The 14,663-nt window shown below is 68.2% G+C and carries 13 protein-coding genes and 1 pseudogene; 11 read left to right on the top strand and 3 right to left on the bottom strand.

Going from position 1 to position 14,663, the window contains the following annotated elements:
• From KIT86_RS21570 to KIT86_RS21535, 8 genes and pseudogenes are all read left to right on the top strand, one after another.
• A pseudogene (locus tag KIT86_RS21570) lies at nucleotides 1-853 on the top strand (threonine synthase); the annotation flags it as partial.
• Nucleotides 850-1,392, top strand: a complete 543-nt coding sequence (gene mobB / locus KIT86_RS21565) for a molybdopterin-guanine dinucleotide biosynthesis protein B (protein ID WP_297402216.1) — start codon at nucleotides 850-852, stop codon at nucleotides 1,390-1,392. The pseudogene KIT86_RS21570 and the gene mobB, both read left to right, overlap by 4 nt.
• Nucleotides 1,389-2,669: a gephyrin-like molybdotransferase Glp gene (gene glp / locus KIT86_RS21560; RefSeq protein WP_297402214.1), complete on the top strand. Its 1,281-nt coding sequence runs from the start codon at nucleotides 1,389-1,391 to the stop codon at nucleotides 2,667-2,669. Before mobB ends, glp begins: the two co-directional genes overlap by 4 nt.
• On the top strand, nucleotides 2,666-2,917 hold the full coding sequence (locus KIT86_RS21555; protein ID WP_297402212.1) for a MoaD/ThiS family protein: 252 nt from the start codon (nucleotides 2,666-2,668) through the stop codon (nucleotides 2,915-2,917). The genes glp and KIT86_RS21555 overlap by 4 nt, the downstream gene beginning before the upstream one ends.
• 1 nt (nucleotide 2,918) lies before the next feature.
• Complete coding sequence (locus tag KIT86_RS21550; protein ID WP_297402210.1) at nucleotides 2,919-3,392, top strand: molybdenum cofactor biosynthesis protein MoaE; 474 nt, start codon at nucleotides 2,919-2,921, stop codon at nucleotides 3,390-3,392.
• Between the two features lies 1 nt (nucleotide 3,393).
• Nucleotides 3,394-4,152 (top strand): GNAT family N-acetyltransferase, encoded by a 759-nt coding sequence (locus tag KIT86_RS21545; protein ID WP_297402209.1) that lies wholly within the window; start codon nucleotides 3,394-3,396, stop codon nucleotides 4,150-4,152.
• 109 nt (nucleotides 4,153-4,261) lie between these two features.
• Nucleotides 4,262-6,880: an ATP-dependent chaperone ClpB gene (gene clpB, locus KIT86_RS21540; protein ID WP_297402208.1), complete on the top strand. Its 2,619-nt coding sequence runs from the start codon at nucleotides 4,262-4,264 to the stop codon at nucleotides 6,878-6,880.
• A gap of 76 nt (nucleotides 6,881-6,956) precedes the next feature.
• The gene (locus KIT86_RS21535) at nucleotides 6,957-8,378 is read left to right on the top strand and encodes a coniferyl aldehyde dehydrogenase (protein ID WP_297402206.1); all 1,422 of its coding nucleotides are present in this window, start codon (nucleotides 6,957-6,959) and stop codon (nucleotides 8,376-8,378) included.
• Between the two features lie 7 nt (nucleotides 8,379-8,385).
• Here the strand turns inward: KIT86_RS21535 and KIT86_RS21530 are convergent, their stop codons facing one another.
• Nucleotides 8,386-8,628: a hypothetical protein gene (locus KIT86_RS21530; protein WP_297402205.1), complete on the bottom strand. Its 243-nt coding sequence runs from the start codon at nucleotides 8,626-8,628 to the stop codon at nucleotides 8,386-8,388.
• Nucleotides 8,629-8,740: 112 nt separating this feature from the next.
• Nucleotides 8,741-9,577 carry a helix-turn-helix transcriptional regulator gene (locus KIT86_RS21525; protein WP_297402203.1) on the bottom strand — a complete coding sequence of 279 codons (837 nt, stop codon included), beginning with the start codon at nucleotides 9,575-9,577 and terminating at the stop codon, nucleotides 8,741-8,743.
• An 83-nt stretch (nucleotides 9,578-9,660) separates the two neighbouring features.
• Between KIT86_RS21525 and KIT86_RS21520 the strand changes: the two genes are divergently transcribed.
• Together KIT86_RS21520 and KIT86_RS21515 are read left to right on the top strand one after the other, a co-directional pair.
• Nucleotides 9,661-10,905: an MFS transporter gene (locus KIT86_RS21520; protein ID WP_297402202.1), complete on the top strand. Its 1,245-nt coding sequence runs from the start codon at nucleotides 9,661-9,663 to the stop codon at nucleotides 10,903-10,905.
• A gap of 150 nt (nucleotides 10,906-11,055) precedes the next feature.
• A complete protein-coding gene (locus KIT86_RS21515) occupies nucleotides 11,056-13,593 on the top strand; it encodes a DUF1631 family protein (RefSeq protein ID WP_297402201.1) in 2,538 nt (845 codons plus the stop codon).
• Between the two features lie 13 nt (nucleotides 13,594-13,606).
• On the opposite strand, the gene KIT86_RS21510 is transcribed toward KIT86_RS21515, so the two are convergent.
• The gene (locus KIT86_RS21510; RefSeq protein ID WP_297402200.1) at nucleotides 13,607-13,744 is read right to left on the bottom strand and encodes a hypothetical protein; all 138 of its coding nucleotides are present in this window, start codon (nucleotides 13,742-13,744) and stop codon (nucleotides 13,607-13,609) included.
• A 476-nt stretch (nucleotides 13,745-14,220) separates the two neighbouring features.
• Here KIT86_RS21510 and KIT86_RS21505 point away from each other — a divergent pair, with 476 nt between their 5' ends.
• A complete protein-coding gene (locus KIT86_RS21505) occupies nucleotides 14,221-14,490 on the top strand; it encodes a hypothetical protein (protein WP_297402199.1) in 270 nt (89 codons plus the stop codon).
• Nucleotides 14,491-14,663 lie beyond the last annotated feature (173 nt).

Below are 14,663 nucleotides of genomic sequence, written 5' to 3'. Positions count from 1 at the left end.
GATCGAAGGTGTGTTCGACGATTGCCAGGACATCGTCAAGGACGTCAGCAACGACCTCGCGTTCAAGCGAGCCCACAAGATCGGCACCGTGAACTCGATCAACTGGGCTCGCCTGCTGGCTCAGGTGGTGTATTACTTCGCCGGCTATTTCCAGGCCACCACGAAGGACACCGAGGCGGTCTCCTTCACCGTCCCCAGCGGCAATTTTGGCAACGTGTGCGCGGGCCATGTGGCGCGCCAGATGGGCCTGCCGATCCGCACGCTGGTGGTTGCCACCAACGAAAACGACGTCCTGGACGAGTTTTTCCGCACAGGTGTGTACCGCGTGCGCGGCAGCGCCGACACGCACGAAACCTCCAGCCCGTCGATGGACATTTCCAAGGCCAGCAATTTCGAGCGCTTTGTGTTCGATCTGCTGGGGCGCGACGGCGCGCGCGTCAAGGCCTTTTTCGGCGAAGGGCTCGCGCGCGAAGGCCGTTTCGATCTGAGCGCCGATCCGGTGTTCGCCGAGGCCGCGAGCCACTACGGTTTTCGCAGTGGCAGGAGCACGCACGCCGACCGGCTCGACACGATTCGCGACGTGTTCCAGCGTCACCGCCTGATGATCGACACCCACACCGCCGATGGCGTGAAGGTGGCGCGCGAACACCGCGAAGCCGGAACGCCCATGGTGGTGCTGGAGACCGCGCTGCCCATCAAGTTTGCCGAAACCATCGTCGAGGCCCTGGGGCGCCAGCCCGACCGGCCCGCGCAGTTCCAGGGCATCGAGGACTTGCCCAAGCGGGTCAAGGTCATGCCTGCCCGCACCGCCGACGTGCAGGCATTCATTGCCGAGCACTGCGCACGCGCATGAAGGTGGTCGGATTCGCGGGCTACTCCGGATCCGGCAAGACCACGCTGGTCGAACAACTGATCCCCGCGCTGCAATTGCGTGGGCAACGCGTCTCGGTGATCAAGCACGCCCACCACGATTTCGATATCGACCATCCGGGCAAGGACACCTGGCGCCACCGCGAGGCCGGTGCCTTCGAGGTGCTCGCGGCATCGCCCCGGCGGCTGGTGATCATGCGCGAGCTGCGGGACCGCGTGGTGCACTCGGTGCACAGCCTCATTGCCGAGTTGCATCCGGCGGTGGATTGGGTCCTGGTCGAGGGCTTCAAGGACAGCGACCTGGTCAAGCTCGAGGTCTGGCGACAGGCCCACGGCAAGCCCGTGCGCTATCTCGCCGATGAGCGCATCGTCGCTGTCGTGACCGACAGCCCGCAGGCCTTGACGGCACCCACCCCACGCACGGTGCTGGATTTGAACCGCCCCGATGACGTGGCGCTCTGGTTGCTCGACAATGCAGACCGCTTCGCCTATCAGGCCCATCCGCCTTCCACGACGCCATGAACGCTTCCCGACCTCCTGCACGCGCACCCTTGATGTCGCTGGCCGATGCCATGACCGACTTGCTCGGCCGTGTCGAGGCGCTGGACGCGATCGAGACGGTCGCCACGTTCGACGCCGACCGCCGCGTGCTCGCGCAAGACCTGGTTTCCGCGCTGCAAGTGCCACCGAACGACAACTCGTCCATGGACGGCTACGCGGTGCGTGTGGCCGATGTGACCGAGCCGGGCAAGGTGCTGCGGGTGAGCCAGCGCATCGCCGCCGGGCACGCGGGTTCACCCCTGGAGCCGGGCACGTGCGCGCGCATCTTCACTGGCGCGCCCATGCCGGCCGGGGCCGATGCCGTGGTGATGCAGGAAGACACCATCGAGGTGGGTGGTGACATCCATGCGGTGCATATTCAGGCGGTGCCCGAAGCAGGCCAGTGGGTGCGCCGGGCCGGCGAAGACGTGACGCGCGGGGCCGTGGTGCTGGCCCAGGGCGAGCGGCTCTCGCCCGCCAGCCTGGGGCTGGCCGCGAGCCTGGGACTGGCGCACCTGCCGGTGCGGGCGCGGCCACGCGTGGCGCTGTTCTCCACCGGCGACGAACTCGTGATGCCAGGCGAGGTCCCGCCCGAGGCGATGAAGCCCGGCGCGATCTACAACTCCAACCGGTTCTTCCTGCGCACGCTGCTCCAGCGCATGGGCTGCGAGGTGAGCGATCTCGGCATCGTGCCCGACCGGCGCGAGGCCACGCTGGCCGCGCTCAAGAGCGCAGCCGAGCACCACGACCTGATCCTCACCAGCGGTGGCGTGTCGGTGGGCGAGGAAGACCATATCAAGCCCTCCGTGCAACAGCTCGGCAGCCTGGACCTGTGGCAGATTGGCATGAAGCCGGGCAAGCCGTTCGCGTACGGGACGGTGCGGCGAGAAAGCGGCAAGGGGGCGGCTTGCCATTTCATCGGCCTGCCGGGCAACCCCGTCTCCAGCTTCGTCACTTTCCTGCTGCTGGTGCGGCCCTTCCTGCTCAAGCTGCAAGGCGTGTCTGCGGCGGGCCTGCTGGCCTTGCCGCCGGCCACTTTGCTGCCTGCGCATTTCACCGTGGCGCGCGCCGACAAGCGCCGCGAGTTCCTGCGGGTGCGCCGCAACGCCATGGGCGGTCTCGACCTGTTCCCCAACCAGAGCTCGGGCGTGCTCACTTCGGCCGTGTGGGGCGATGGTCTGGTCGACAACCCTGCTGGCACCACCATCGCGCACGGTGATCCCGTGTCCTACATCTCCTTCGCGGACCTGCTTGCATGAAAGTCCAGTTGCGCTACTTCGCCGCCATCCGCGAGGCCCTGGGCACGGGCAGCGAAACATGGGACACCCAGGCCACCACGCTGGCGGCCCTGCGCGCCGAACTCGTGGCGCGCGGAGGTGCGTACGCGGACGCGCTGGCCCCGGGCCGGGCCGTTCGCGTGGCGCTGAACCAGTCCATGAGCGCGGAGTCCGCGCCGCTCGCCGAGGGCGCCGAGGTGGGTTACTTTCCGCCCGTCACGGGGGGGTGACATGGCAGCCCGCGTCCACATCCAGACCGAAGACTTCGACCTCAGCACCGAGGTCGCGCAACTGCGCCTGCAGGATGCGCGCGTGGGCGCCGTGTGCAGCTTCATCGGCACCGTGCGGGACCGCAACGACGGGCAGAGCGTGAGCACCATGGAGCTGGAGCACTACCCCGGCATGACCGAAAAGTCCATCGAGGCCATGATCGATGAAGCCTTCCGCCGCTTCGATCTCTTTGGCGCACGCGTGATCCATCGCGTGGGCCTGCTGCAGCCGCTGGATCAGATCGTGATGGTGGCCGTGAGCTCCGCGCACCGGGGCGAGAGCTTCCAGGCCTGCGAGTTCCTCATGGACTACCTCAAGACCCAGGCGCCGTTCTGGAAGAAGGAACAGACGCCTGAAGGCGCGCGCTGGGTCGATGCCCGCGTGAGCGACGACGCCGCGCTCGCCCGCTGGGGCATCGAGGCGCGCAACGGCTGACATGGCTCGCGCCGCTGACGTCGAAGCCGTTGAGCGCGCGACGCTGCAGGCGGTGGCGCCGGAGTGGGTGGAGGCCTTGCCTGGCTGGTTGCTGCCCATGGACAGCGGCACTGTCGGCCGCGCGCGCAGCGCCGTACCCCTGCACCACGCGCCGCCCGACCTGGGTTCGCTGGCTTTGATCCTGGCGCGGTACGAGGAGCGGGGTTTCCCGCCCGCGTTCCGTCTGCCGGATCTGCCTGCGTTCGAGCCTTTTCAGCGGGCTTTGCAGCAGCAGGGCTTCGTGCGCCAGCAACCCACGCTGACCCAGACCGCCCCGATCCCGTTGCTGCTCGCCGGCGACGCCGATCCGGCTGCCGCCCTGGCCGATGCCGCCGATGCGGCCTGGATCGCCATGTTCCTGGGGGAGGGCCTGGACCCGGTGGACGGAGCCAGCCGCGCCCGCTCGCTCAGCCGTGCCACGGGCACGCGCTATGCCAGCCTGCGAGAGAACGGCCAAACGGTGGCCTGCGGCGCGGCCTCGTTCGGCCACGGCTGGCTGGGCGTGCATGGCATGCGCACGGCGGCCGCGAAGCGTGGCCAGGGCCTGGCGGGCCGGCTGCTGCGTGCGATGGCATCGGAGGCGGCGCAACGGGGCATCGCGCGGGCCTTCCTGCAGGTTGACGCGAGCAACGCGCCGGCGCTGGCGCTCTATCGGAGGCTGGGCTTTTCCACCGCGTGGTCGTACGCTTACTGGCGGCGCTCGCTCCCGGCAACGGATTGATCGAGATCAAACCCGGTGCCGGGCGCTGCCCCGACAGTGGAGCGGCGCCTTGAAAACCGGGTGATCGGCGCCACCTGTGGGTCAATCTGAATTCACGGAGAGCCTATTCATGCGTCTCGACAAACTCACCACCAAGTTCCAAGAAGCCCTCGGCGAAGCGCAAACCCTGGCCCTGGGCGCCGACAACGCCTACATCGAACCCGCCCACCTGTTGCTGGCCTTGCTGCGCCAGGCCGATGGCCCACAGTCGCTGTTGCAGCGCGCGGGCGTCAATGTGCCGGGCCTGGCCAAGGCGGCGGAAGCCGCGGTCAAGCGCCTGCCCGAAGTGCAAGGGCAAGACCAGGTGCAGGTCGGCCCCGAACTGGCCAAACTGCTGCAGGCCACTGAAAAGGAAGCCATCAAACGCGGCGACCAGTTCATCGCCAGCGAGCTGTTCCTGCTGGCCGTGGCCGACAGCAAGGGCGAACTCGCCCGGATCGCCAATGAAAACGGCTTGAACCGCAAGAGCCTGGAGGCGGCCATCACTGCGGTGCGCGGCGGCCAGAAGATGGACAGCCCCGAGGCCGAAGGCCAGCGCGAAGCGCTCAAGAAGTACACGCTGGACCTCACCGAGCGCGCCCGCCTGGGCAAGCTCGACCCGGTGATCGGCCGTGACGACGAGATCCGTCGCGCGATCCAGGTCTTGCAGCGCCGCACGAAGAACAATCCCGTGCTCATCGGCGAGCCCGGCGTGGGCAAGACCGCCATCGTCGAAGGCTTGGCGCAGCGCATCGTGGCCGGTGAGGTGCCCGACTCGCTCAAGGGCAAGCGGGTGCTGAGCCTGGACATGGCCGCGCTGCTGGCCGGCGCCAAGTTCCGCGGTGAGTTCGAGGAGCGGCTCAAGACCGTGCTCAACGAACTGGCCAAGGACGAGGGCCAGACCATCGTGTTCATCGACGAGCTGCACACCATGGTGGGCGCGGGCAAGGCCGAGGGCGCGATGGACGCGGGCAACATGCTCAAGCCGGCCCTGGCGCGCGGCGAGCTCCACTGCGTGGGCGCCACCACGCTGGACGAATACCGCAAGTACATCGAGAAGGACGCCGCGCTGGAGCGCCGCTTCCAGAAGATCCTCGTGGGCGAACCCAGCGTCGAGGCGACCATCGCCATCCTGCGCGGGCTGCAGGAGAAGTACGAAGTCCACCACGGCGTGCAGATCACCGACCCGGCCATCGTGGCCGCGGCCGAGCTGAGCCACCGCTACATCACCGACCGTTTCCTGCCCGACAAGGCGATCGACCTGATCGACGAGGCGGCCTCCAAGATCAAGATCGAACTCGACTCCAAGCCCGAGGTGATGGACCGGCTCGACCGCCGCCTGATCCAGCTGCAGATCGAGCGCGAGGCGGTGCGCCGCGAGAAAGACGAGGCGTCGCAGAAGCGCTTCGGCCTGATCGAGGAAGAAATCGCGCGGCTGGAGAAGGAAATCTCCGACTACGACGAGATCTGGAAGGCCGAGAAGGCCGCCGCGCTGGGCTCCAAGGACGTGATGGAGGAGATGGATCGCATCCGCTCGCAGATCAAGACCTTCACCGACAAGGGCGACTTCAACAAGGTGGCCGAGCTGCAGTACGGCAAGCTGCCCGAACTGGAAAAGCGCCTGAAGGACGCGCAGGCCGTCGAGTCGGGCAAAGCGCAGAACAAGGACGGCAAGGGCCGCCCGCAGCTGCTGCGCACACAGGTCGGCGCCGAAGAGATCGCCGAGGTCGTGGCGCGCGCCACCGGCATTCCGGTCTCCAAGCTCATGCAAGGCGAGCGCGACAAGCTGCTGCTGATGGAAGGCAAGCTGCACGAGCGCGTCGTCGGCCAGGACGAGGCCATCGGTGCCGTTGCCAATGCCATCCGCCGTTCGCGCTCGGGCCTGTCCGATCCGAACCGCCCGACCGGCTCCTTTCTGTTCCTGGGCCCCACCGGGGTGGGCAAGACCGAACTGTGCAAGGCGCTGGCGGGTTTCCTGTTCGACAGCGAAGACCATCTCATCCGCATCGACATGAGCGAGTTCATGGAGAAGCATTCGGTCGCTCGCCTGATCGGTGCGCCGCCCGGCTACGTGGGTTACGAGGAGGGTGGTTACCTCACCGAGGCGGTTCGCCGCAAACCCTACAGCGTGGTGCTGCTTGACGAGGTCGAGAAAGCGCACCCCGACGTGTTCAACGTGCTGCTGCAGGTGCTCGACGACGGCCGCCTGACCGACGGCCAGGGCCGCACTGTGGACTTCAAGAACACCGTGATCGTCATGACGAGCAACATCGGTTCGCACATGATCCAGGCCATGGTGGGTGCGCCCTACGACGAGGTGAAGGAAGCGGTCTGGGACGAACTCAAGAACCACTTCCGTCCCGAGTTCCTCAACCGCATCGACGAGACGGTGGTGTTCCACGCGCTCGACGCGAAGCACATCGAGTCGATCGCCGCGATCCAGCTCAAGGTGCTCGAAGCGCGCCTGGCCAAGATGGACCTTCACCTGGAAGTTTCGCCAGCGGCGCTGGCCGAACTGGCCAAGGTGGGCTTCGATCCGGTCTTCGGTGCACGCCCGCTCAAGCGCGCGATCCAGCAGCGCATCGAGAACCCGCTCTCGAAGTACCTGCTCGAAGGGCGCTACCCGCCGAAGTCCTCCATCCCGGTGGATGTGGACCCGGTGCGCAATCCCGGCGTGTTCGAGTTCGGCGATGGCCTGATCGAGGCCTGACGCCCTGTGCCCCCGTCCGTCGCGGCTGGGGCGGGGGCTCTACCCATCGCGGGAGGGGCGGCCTATCATGAAACCCATGACCCAGATCCCTCCCTCACTGCCATTGCGGGCGCTGTTCGACGCACAGTACAACGCCAGCCGCGCCCAGGTGGACGTGCCTCTGGCAGTGCGGCGCGACCGGCTGGCCCGTCTGCGTGCCCTGATCGACACCCACGCCCCGGCGCTGGCCGAGGCGGTGGAGGCCGACTTTGGCGTGCGTTCGCCGCAGCTCACCGAGGCGGCGGACCTGTTCGTGTTGCGCGCGGGCATGGCGCAGCTGCACCATCGCCTGCCCGGCTGGATGAAGCCCCGGCGCGTGGCCACGCCGCTGTACCTGCAGCCCGCGCGCGCCCACATCCAGCGCCAGCCACTGGGGGTGGTGGGCGTCATCGGCCCCTGGAATTACCCGTTGCAGCTCACCTTCGGCCCGAGCGCCGCCGCGCTCGCCGCAGGCAACCGCGTGATGCTCAAGCCCAGCGAACTCACGCCCCACACCTCGGCCCTCATGGCCAGGCTGGTGCAAGCGGCTTTCTCGGCCGACGAATTCAGCGTGGTGCTGGGTGGGCCCGACGTGGCGCAGGACTTCTCCCGGCTGCCGTTCGACCACCTGTTCTTCACGGGCTCCACCCAGGTCGGGCGGCAGGTGGCCGCCGCCGCTGCGGCCAACCTCACGCCGACCACGCTGGAATTGGGTGGCAAGTCACCGTGTGTGATCGATGCCTCCTGCGATCTGGACGATGCCGCCGTGAAGATCGCCCACGGCAAGCTGCTCAACGCGGGCCAGACCTGCATCGCGCCTGACTACGTGTTGCTGCCGCGCGACCGGGAGGCTGAGTTCCAGCGAGCGTATGCCGCCGCCGTCGCTCGCCTCTTTCCCCGCATCGCGGGCAACCCCGACTACGCCGCCATCGTGAGCGAGCGGCACCAGGCGCGCCTGGTCGCGCTGCTGGACGAAGCCCGGGCCGGTGGCGCGCGTGTGGTGGACGTGGCCCCTCCCGGCGCACGCGTTGACGGTGCGCGCCAGATGAATCCCGTGCTGGTGTTCGATGCCGCGCCCGGCCTGCGCCTGATGAACGAAGAGATCTTCGGGCCCATCCTGCCGGTCGTGACCTGCGACGGCATCGACGACGCCATCGCCTTCATCAACCTGCGACCGCGTCCGCTGGCGCTGTACTGGTTTGGCGCCGACACCGCCTCGCGCGACCGCCTGCTCAGCCGCACGGTCAGCGGAGGCGTGACGGTAAATGACACGCTGATGCACATCGCGCACGAGGGCCTTCCCTTTGGTGGCGTGGGGGAAAGCGGCTGGGGTTCCTACCACGGCGAGGCCGGCTTCCTGCGCTTCACGCAGCAGAAACCGGTGCTGGTGCAGTCGCGCTGGGCCATGGGCTGGTTGTTCTATCCGCCATATGGCGCACGGTTCCAGCGCGTGATGGGGTTGCTGAAGCGCTGGCTCTGATCCAGGCTCACACGCCGGCCGCCGCGTCGTCGGCGCCGGGCGCCGTGGTGCACTGCAAGAAGCCTTCTTGCTGCAAGCGTTGCAGAAGCTCCTTCACATCCGCGCCCAGCAGGCCCATGAGTTCCTGTTCGCTGCGCCGTCCGTTGGCCAGGAGCAGGACGGTGTGTTTCTCGCGGCCCAATCGGTCCGGCCAGGTGAGGGCGTCCCAGGCGCGGGATGTCTTCGCGTAGCGTTGGTTGCTGCATTCCATGTGTTGTTCTCCCCGAATTCCGGCCCGATTCTGGACCGAGCATGTTCCATGCTGCCTGTCAGATATGACAGCTTCTTGAAGGACGGGAAAACAGCCGCGCCGCGAGGTCTCCTCAGCGTTGCTGGCCGTCGGCCCGCAAGCCCCAGCGCGTGGGCGGATGGCCCATGGCCGCCTTGAACATCGCGCTGAACGCGCTGTCGCTGGCGTATCCCGTGGCCGCCGCCACCTGACCGATGGGCATGCCCCGGGCGAGCATAGGCAAGGCGTGTGCCAGCACCGCCTGCTGCCGCCACTGCTGGTAGGTGGTACCGAGTTCCTCTCGGAACAGCCGTGCCACGGTGCGCTCGCTCGCACCGGTGTCGGCCGCCCACTGCGCCAGCGTGGCGCGTTCGCCCGGCGCGCGCAGCACCGCCTCACACAGGGCGCGCAGCCGCTTGTCGCGCGGCAGGGGCACGCCCAGGGTCTGGGTGTCGGCATGCGCCAGTTCGTCGAGCACCAGATCGGTGAGCAGGCGATCGCGCGCCGGTTCGGCCGCGCGCCGGGTGGCCGCGTCCATGGCCTGGATCAACTCGCGCAGCAAGGGTGTGACAACGATCATGCGACTGACGGTCCAGCCGACGGGGGCGGCACCGGCGTGGATGTACAGGGTGCGCAACTCGGCGGCTTCGCGCACCGTCACGGCGTGGCGCATGCCTGGCGGAATCCACACCGCGCGCGAGGGCGGCACGATGTATGTCACCGCCTGAAGGCTGGGGTCGTCGGGAGACGCCATCGCCTGCACGATGCCGGTGGCGCAATAGGCCAGCTGCCCCCAGGGATGGCGGTGTGGCTCGAAGTGGGTGTCGGCGCTCAGGTCGCGGGCGCGCACGCGCACCGGGCGGGCCGCGTCGGGGGTGAAAGGGTCGGTGTCGCCAACGGGCGTGGGGCCAGGGCGGGGGCTGCGGGGCATCGTTGGGGTGCGTTGGCTGGTTTTCAATAAATTCTGACAGATCGTCGCGATTCGGCGAAGTCGGGCGGGTCTACGATCGCGCCATGTCTTCCTCCAGCACCACTTCAACCCTGCCGCCGCCCGTGGCCCTGCGGCAGGACGCCAGCCTCATCGGTCTGGTGGGCCTGGCCCACATGGTCAGCCACTTCAGCCAGCTGCTGCTCGCGCCGCTGTTCCCCTGGCTCAAGGACGCGTTCAACGCAAGCTACGCGGAACTGGGCTTCCTGATGACCATCTTTTTTGTCACCTCCTGCGCGGTGCAGACCGCCTCGGGCTTCGTGGTGGACCGACTGGGCCCGCGCCCCGTGCTGTTCGCCGGTCTGGCGATGCTGGGCGTGGCGGCCTTCGGGTTCGCGGCCAGCACCGGGTACTGGATGATGGCCTTTTTCGCCATCGTGGCTGGCACCGGCAACGGGGTCTTCCACCCGGTGGACTACACCCTGCTCAACCGCAAGGTGAGTGCGCCGCGCCTGGGGCACGCCTACAGCGTGCACGGCATCACCGGCAGCCTGGGCTGGGCCCTGGCGCCGGCCATGATGGTGCCGATCGCGCTGTCGTACTCGTGGCGCGCGGCGCTGGCCAGCGCGGGCGTGCTGGCTTTCGCGGTGCTGGCCGTGCTCTGGTTCAACCGTGAGCGGCTCAGCCTGCCCGCCGCACCCAGGCCGGCCCAGGGGCCGGCCCACGCCGCGGCGGAAAGCGCCACCGCCTTCCTGCGGATTCCGGCGGTGTGGATGTGCTTCGGCTTTTTCTTTTTCTACGCCATGGCGCTCAGCGTGGTGCAGGCCTTCGCGCCCGAGGCCGCGCGCCAGTTGCACGGCGTGCCGCTCGCACTGGTGGCGGTGTGCCTGACGATCTACATGGTGTGCGCGGCCGGTGGCATGGTGCTGGGCGGCTTCCTGGCGTCCGACCCGGCGCGCTGCGAGCGCGTGGTGGGTTTGGGCTTTGGCCTGGCGGCCCTCATTGCGCTGCTGCTGGCCTTTGCCCACCTGCCGGCGGCCGCGGTGCCCGTGCTGTTCGGCGCCATGGGTTTCTCGGCCGGCATCGCGGGCCCCTCGCGCGACCTGCTGGTCAAGAAATCCACGCCCGACAACGCCACCGGCCGCGTGTACGGCGTGGTGTATTCGGGGCTGGACATCGGCCAGGCCATCTCGCCGCTGATCTTTGGCGTGCTCATGGACCACGGCCAGTTCCAGGGCGTGCTGATCGGCCTGGCGGTGGTGCAGGCGGTGTTGATCGCCAGCGCTTTCAATGTGCGCCGGGTGCGGCGCACCGCTTTGGCGCCGGCCTGAGGCCGGCCCGGGGTGACCGGGCGCCGCCGACACCGGTGTTGCGCCCGGCTGCCGAATATTTGCCGCCCTTCATGCGGCGGGCCTTGCCAGCGGGTATAAAAGCATCTTGATACATATCCCCACCCGCAGGCAGATTTCCGCCCACCGCCCATGACGGCGCCCTCCCGTTTGCTGCAGCAGTGCTTCCAGGAAGCCCTCTCTGGCGCGCCCGACATGCTGGCGCGCTGCGCCGACTCGGCCATCGCCAGCCTGCAGGCCGCTGAAAAGGCCTCGAAGGAAGTCGCCCAGCGCGATCGGCTGGCACTGGCCTGGTGGGGCTTGTTGCAGAACAAGATCCAGTGGGGCCGCGACTTTTCCCAGCACCTGCGCGATGCGCTGATGGCCTCGCCGGAGGCGAACAGCTCGCGTCCGGCCCTGCTGTCCGAATCGTCCCTGCTGTCGCTGGTGGAGGACGACGCGGTCAACGAGTCGCTGGAATCGGCCCGGCTGGTGCACAGCCTCATGCCGGTCGTGGAGCAGCAGCTCACCGTGCTCGATGCCCTGATGAGTTCGGTCATCGGCCTGCAGACCGTGCAGGCCGAACGCAATCCCATGCGGCCCTCGGTCTTCGTGCGGGCGCTGCGCGAACTCATGGCCTCGGCCGAATCCGAACCCGAGGTGCGCGCCCTGTGGCTGCGGCACATGGGCGACGCACTCGCCCGCGAACTGCAGAAACTCTACGAGCGCGTGGCGCTCATCCTGCAGCGCGCCAACGTGCAGGAAGCCGGCTACCGCGTGCGGCTGGTGGAGGAGTCGGGTTCTTCCACGCGATCGGGCGGCCTGTCCACGCGCTCGGGCCAGCTGGGCACGCCGTCCCGCGCGGCCGGGCTGGGCGTGCCGCCGAGCAGTCAGTGGCAGGACGCTGGCGACACCGCTGGCAGTGGTCACCACGCGCCGGGTTGGGCCAGCAGCGACCCCCTGCCTTCCATGCAGACGCTGGCGCGCATGCAGCCGGGCGAGGACCACCAGGTCTTCCATGACTTCCTCAAGCAGGGCGGCAAGCATTTCGACCGGCACCTGACACCGGACTACTACGAGCAGGTGAGCGAAGAGCTGGCCGCCATCGAGGCATTTGCCGCGATCCCGGTGCTCGACGAGTCCATGATCCTGGAGCAGCAGACGCAGTACCGCGATCTGCCGGTGGTGGATCGGCCGGCGCGCGAGATCGGGATCTCCAGCCAGCTCAGCCACAAGGCCTGGGGCACGTACGCGGCGGCCCACGAGCGCTCGCGCGTGCTCATGCACCTCAAGCAGAAGGCCCAGCGCGTCAGCCAGGCTGTGGGCCTGGACCTCGTGCGCACGCTGGTCAGCCAGGTGGCGAGCGATCCGCTGCTGCTGGGGCCGGTGCGCGAAGCGGTGGTGGCGCTGGAGCCTGCGCTGCTGCGCCTGGCCATGGCCAACCCGCGCTTCTTCAATGAAGACGAGCACCCCGCGCGGCGCCTGATCGAAAGCGTGGCGCAGCGCAGCTTCAAATTCAACGACGAGTTCGCGCCCGAGTTCGACAGCTTCTTCCAGCCGGTGCAGAGCGCGTTCAACGAGCTCAACGCCACCGCCACGCGCGACCCGCAGCCCTTTGCCGATGTGCTCACCGAGCTGCGGCAAGTGTGGGAAGCGCAGGACCAGAAGGAACTCGCGCTGCAGGACAACAGCCTGCAGTCCATCCGCTATGCCGAAGAGCGGCAGGCCATGGCCGACCAGATCGCCTGGGACCTGAGCCAGCGGCCTGATGTGGACAACGCGCCCGGTGTGATCCTCGATTTCCTCTACGGTCCCTGGTCGCTGGTGATCGCCTCGGCCAGGCTCCAGCAGCCAGACGAGTCCGACCCCGGGGGCTACCGCAAGGTGGTGTCCAACCTGCTTTGGAGCGTCAAGAAGGAAGTCACGCTCAAGCGGCCCAAGGAGCTGTTCGCCATGGTGCCGGGCATGCTGGCCACGCTGCATGCGGGGCTGGACATGCTGGGCAAGACGCGCGAGGAAACCAAGCCCTTCTTCGACGCACTGATGCGCCTTCACCAGCCGGTGCTGGGTCTGCGCCGCGCGCGCATCCGCGCCGATGCAAGCAACTCCGGCCTGCCGCAGATGGGGAACTCGGGCGCCATGCCTTTGGAGGAGGGGCCGTCGTCCATGTCCATGGAGCTCGACGAAACCCTGCCCGCCTCGCCCGAGCAGCGCAAGCCCAAACCGCGCGCCCAGCCCTGGCTGGGCAAGCGCGAGCTCGAAGCCGCCGGCTTCGAGGACACCATGCCGACCGACCACGGCGACCTCATCGAAACGCAGGTGCAGGCCCGCGCCCGCGATGACGATTCGCAGGCGGCGGCCTTGGCCGAAGAAGCCGATGAGCTGGGCGACATCAACGCCGCCGCCACCTTGGTCGGCCTGCGCGAAGGCGACTGGGTGGATCTGTATTCCCACCGCGAGTGGCTGCGTGCCCAGCTCATCTGGGCCAGCAGCAAAGGCACGCTGTTCATGTTCGTGAGCCGGGGAGGGCGTCCGCATTCGATGACCAAGCGCAGCTGCGAACGCCTGATTGCCAGCCGCCTGCTGCGCCCGGTCAACACGCAGCAAGGGGTGGTGCAAAAGGCGCTGCAGGCCATGAAAAAGGCCGACCCCGCTGCGTCTTCGAGGTCGGCGGAGTCGGCCACGGCCTGAAGGCCGTCGTGGGTCACGGGCCCGCGTTCCAGCGCCGCCCCACGATCTGCGTGCCCGTGGCGGAGAAGAGCGGGGTCCATCCGAGCACCGCGTGGCCCTGGCCGTTCATGGCCAGGGTGGGCGTGGACGAGGGATCGGTGTAGTTCTCCACCACCTCGGCCGTGGGCGCTGCTCAGCGTGGTCGGGGCGCCGAACGCCACCGCCTGCGGCGCGGCCACCGCCCCTTTCAGCGATTGGTCGGCATCGCCCCAGACCACCACCGCCGTGCCCGCCGCGTTCATGCGCCGCGCCGGCGTTGAAGCGCTTGAACGCGATGGCGTTGTTGCCGGTGCCGCCCGCGATGTCGAACCGACGCCAGCCCAGCAGGCCGTTGCCAATGGCATCAAGCGCGAGGTCGGCCGACCGTCCATGTGGTCGGTGAGATGGGGTGGTGTGTTTGCATGGAGGCATTGGAAACCCTGGAGCCGCTTGGAGGGTCAAGTGCCGAGCCGCCACATCCCTCGGCTGGGTGCGGCAGGGCGGCTGTGTCGGCTGCCTCCTACAACCGTCGCCGCCGTGCACCGACATGCCTGGCCGGCGCGTGCGCAGATCATGCGTGGAAGCCCAACAACGCATTGAGGAGACCCCATGAACAGCACCACTCACCTGAGCCCGTCCCGCGACAGCGGCTGGTCCAGCTATTTCTCCAATGTCCTGGTCTGGGTGCTGTTCGCCACAGCCGGGTTCCTGCTGATGTGGTTTGTGTCGGTGCTCAACGACGTGACGCAGCGCGGCGAGCAGCGCCGCCTGCAGCAGCGCACGACGGGGTCGCTGATCCTCGCCGACGAGGCCGCGCGGCGTGCCCCGCAGCCGGTCGCCGCGTTGACGGTAAGCAGCGAGACGCTTCCCGTGCGTTGAGAGCGACGGCGAATGCCGTCGCTCGGGCGTTGCGCGTTGACAGACGCCGCCGCCAACTCCCATAATCCAGTTGGTCAACTGGTTTTTGGGGCATGACATGGCATCGCGGGCAGAAAGTGAACTCAGGCGCCGGCACCTGGTCGAGACGGCGGCCGACCTGGTCCATCGCCACG

Origin of the sequence: Hydrogenophaga sp. (genome assembly GCF_026125825.1) — a bacterium.
GTDB lineage: Bacteria > Pseudomonadota > Gammaproteobacteria > Burkholderiales > Burkholderiaceae_C > Hydrogenophaga.
The sequence above is the reverse complement of the archived record's forward strand: the minus strand, read 5'-3'. Positions and strand labels throughout refer to the sequence as shown.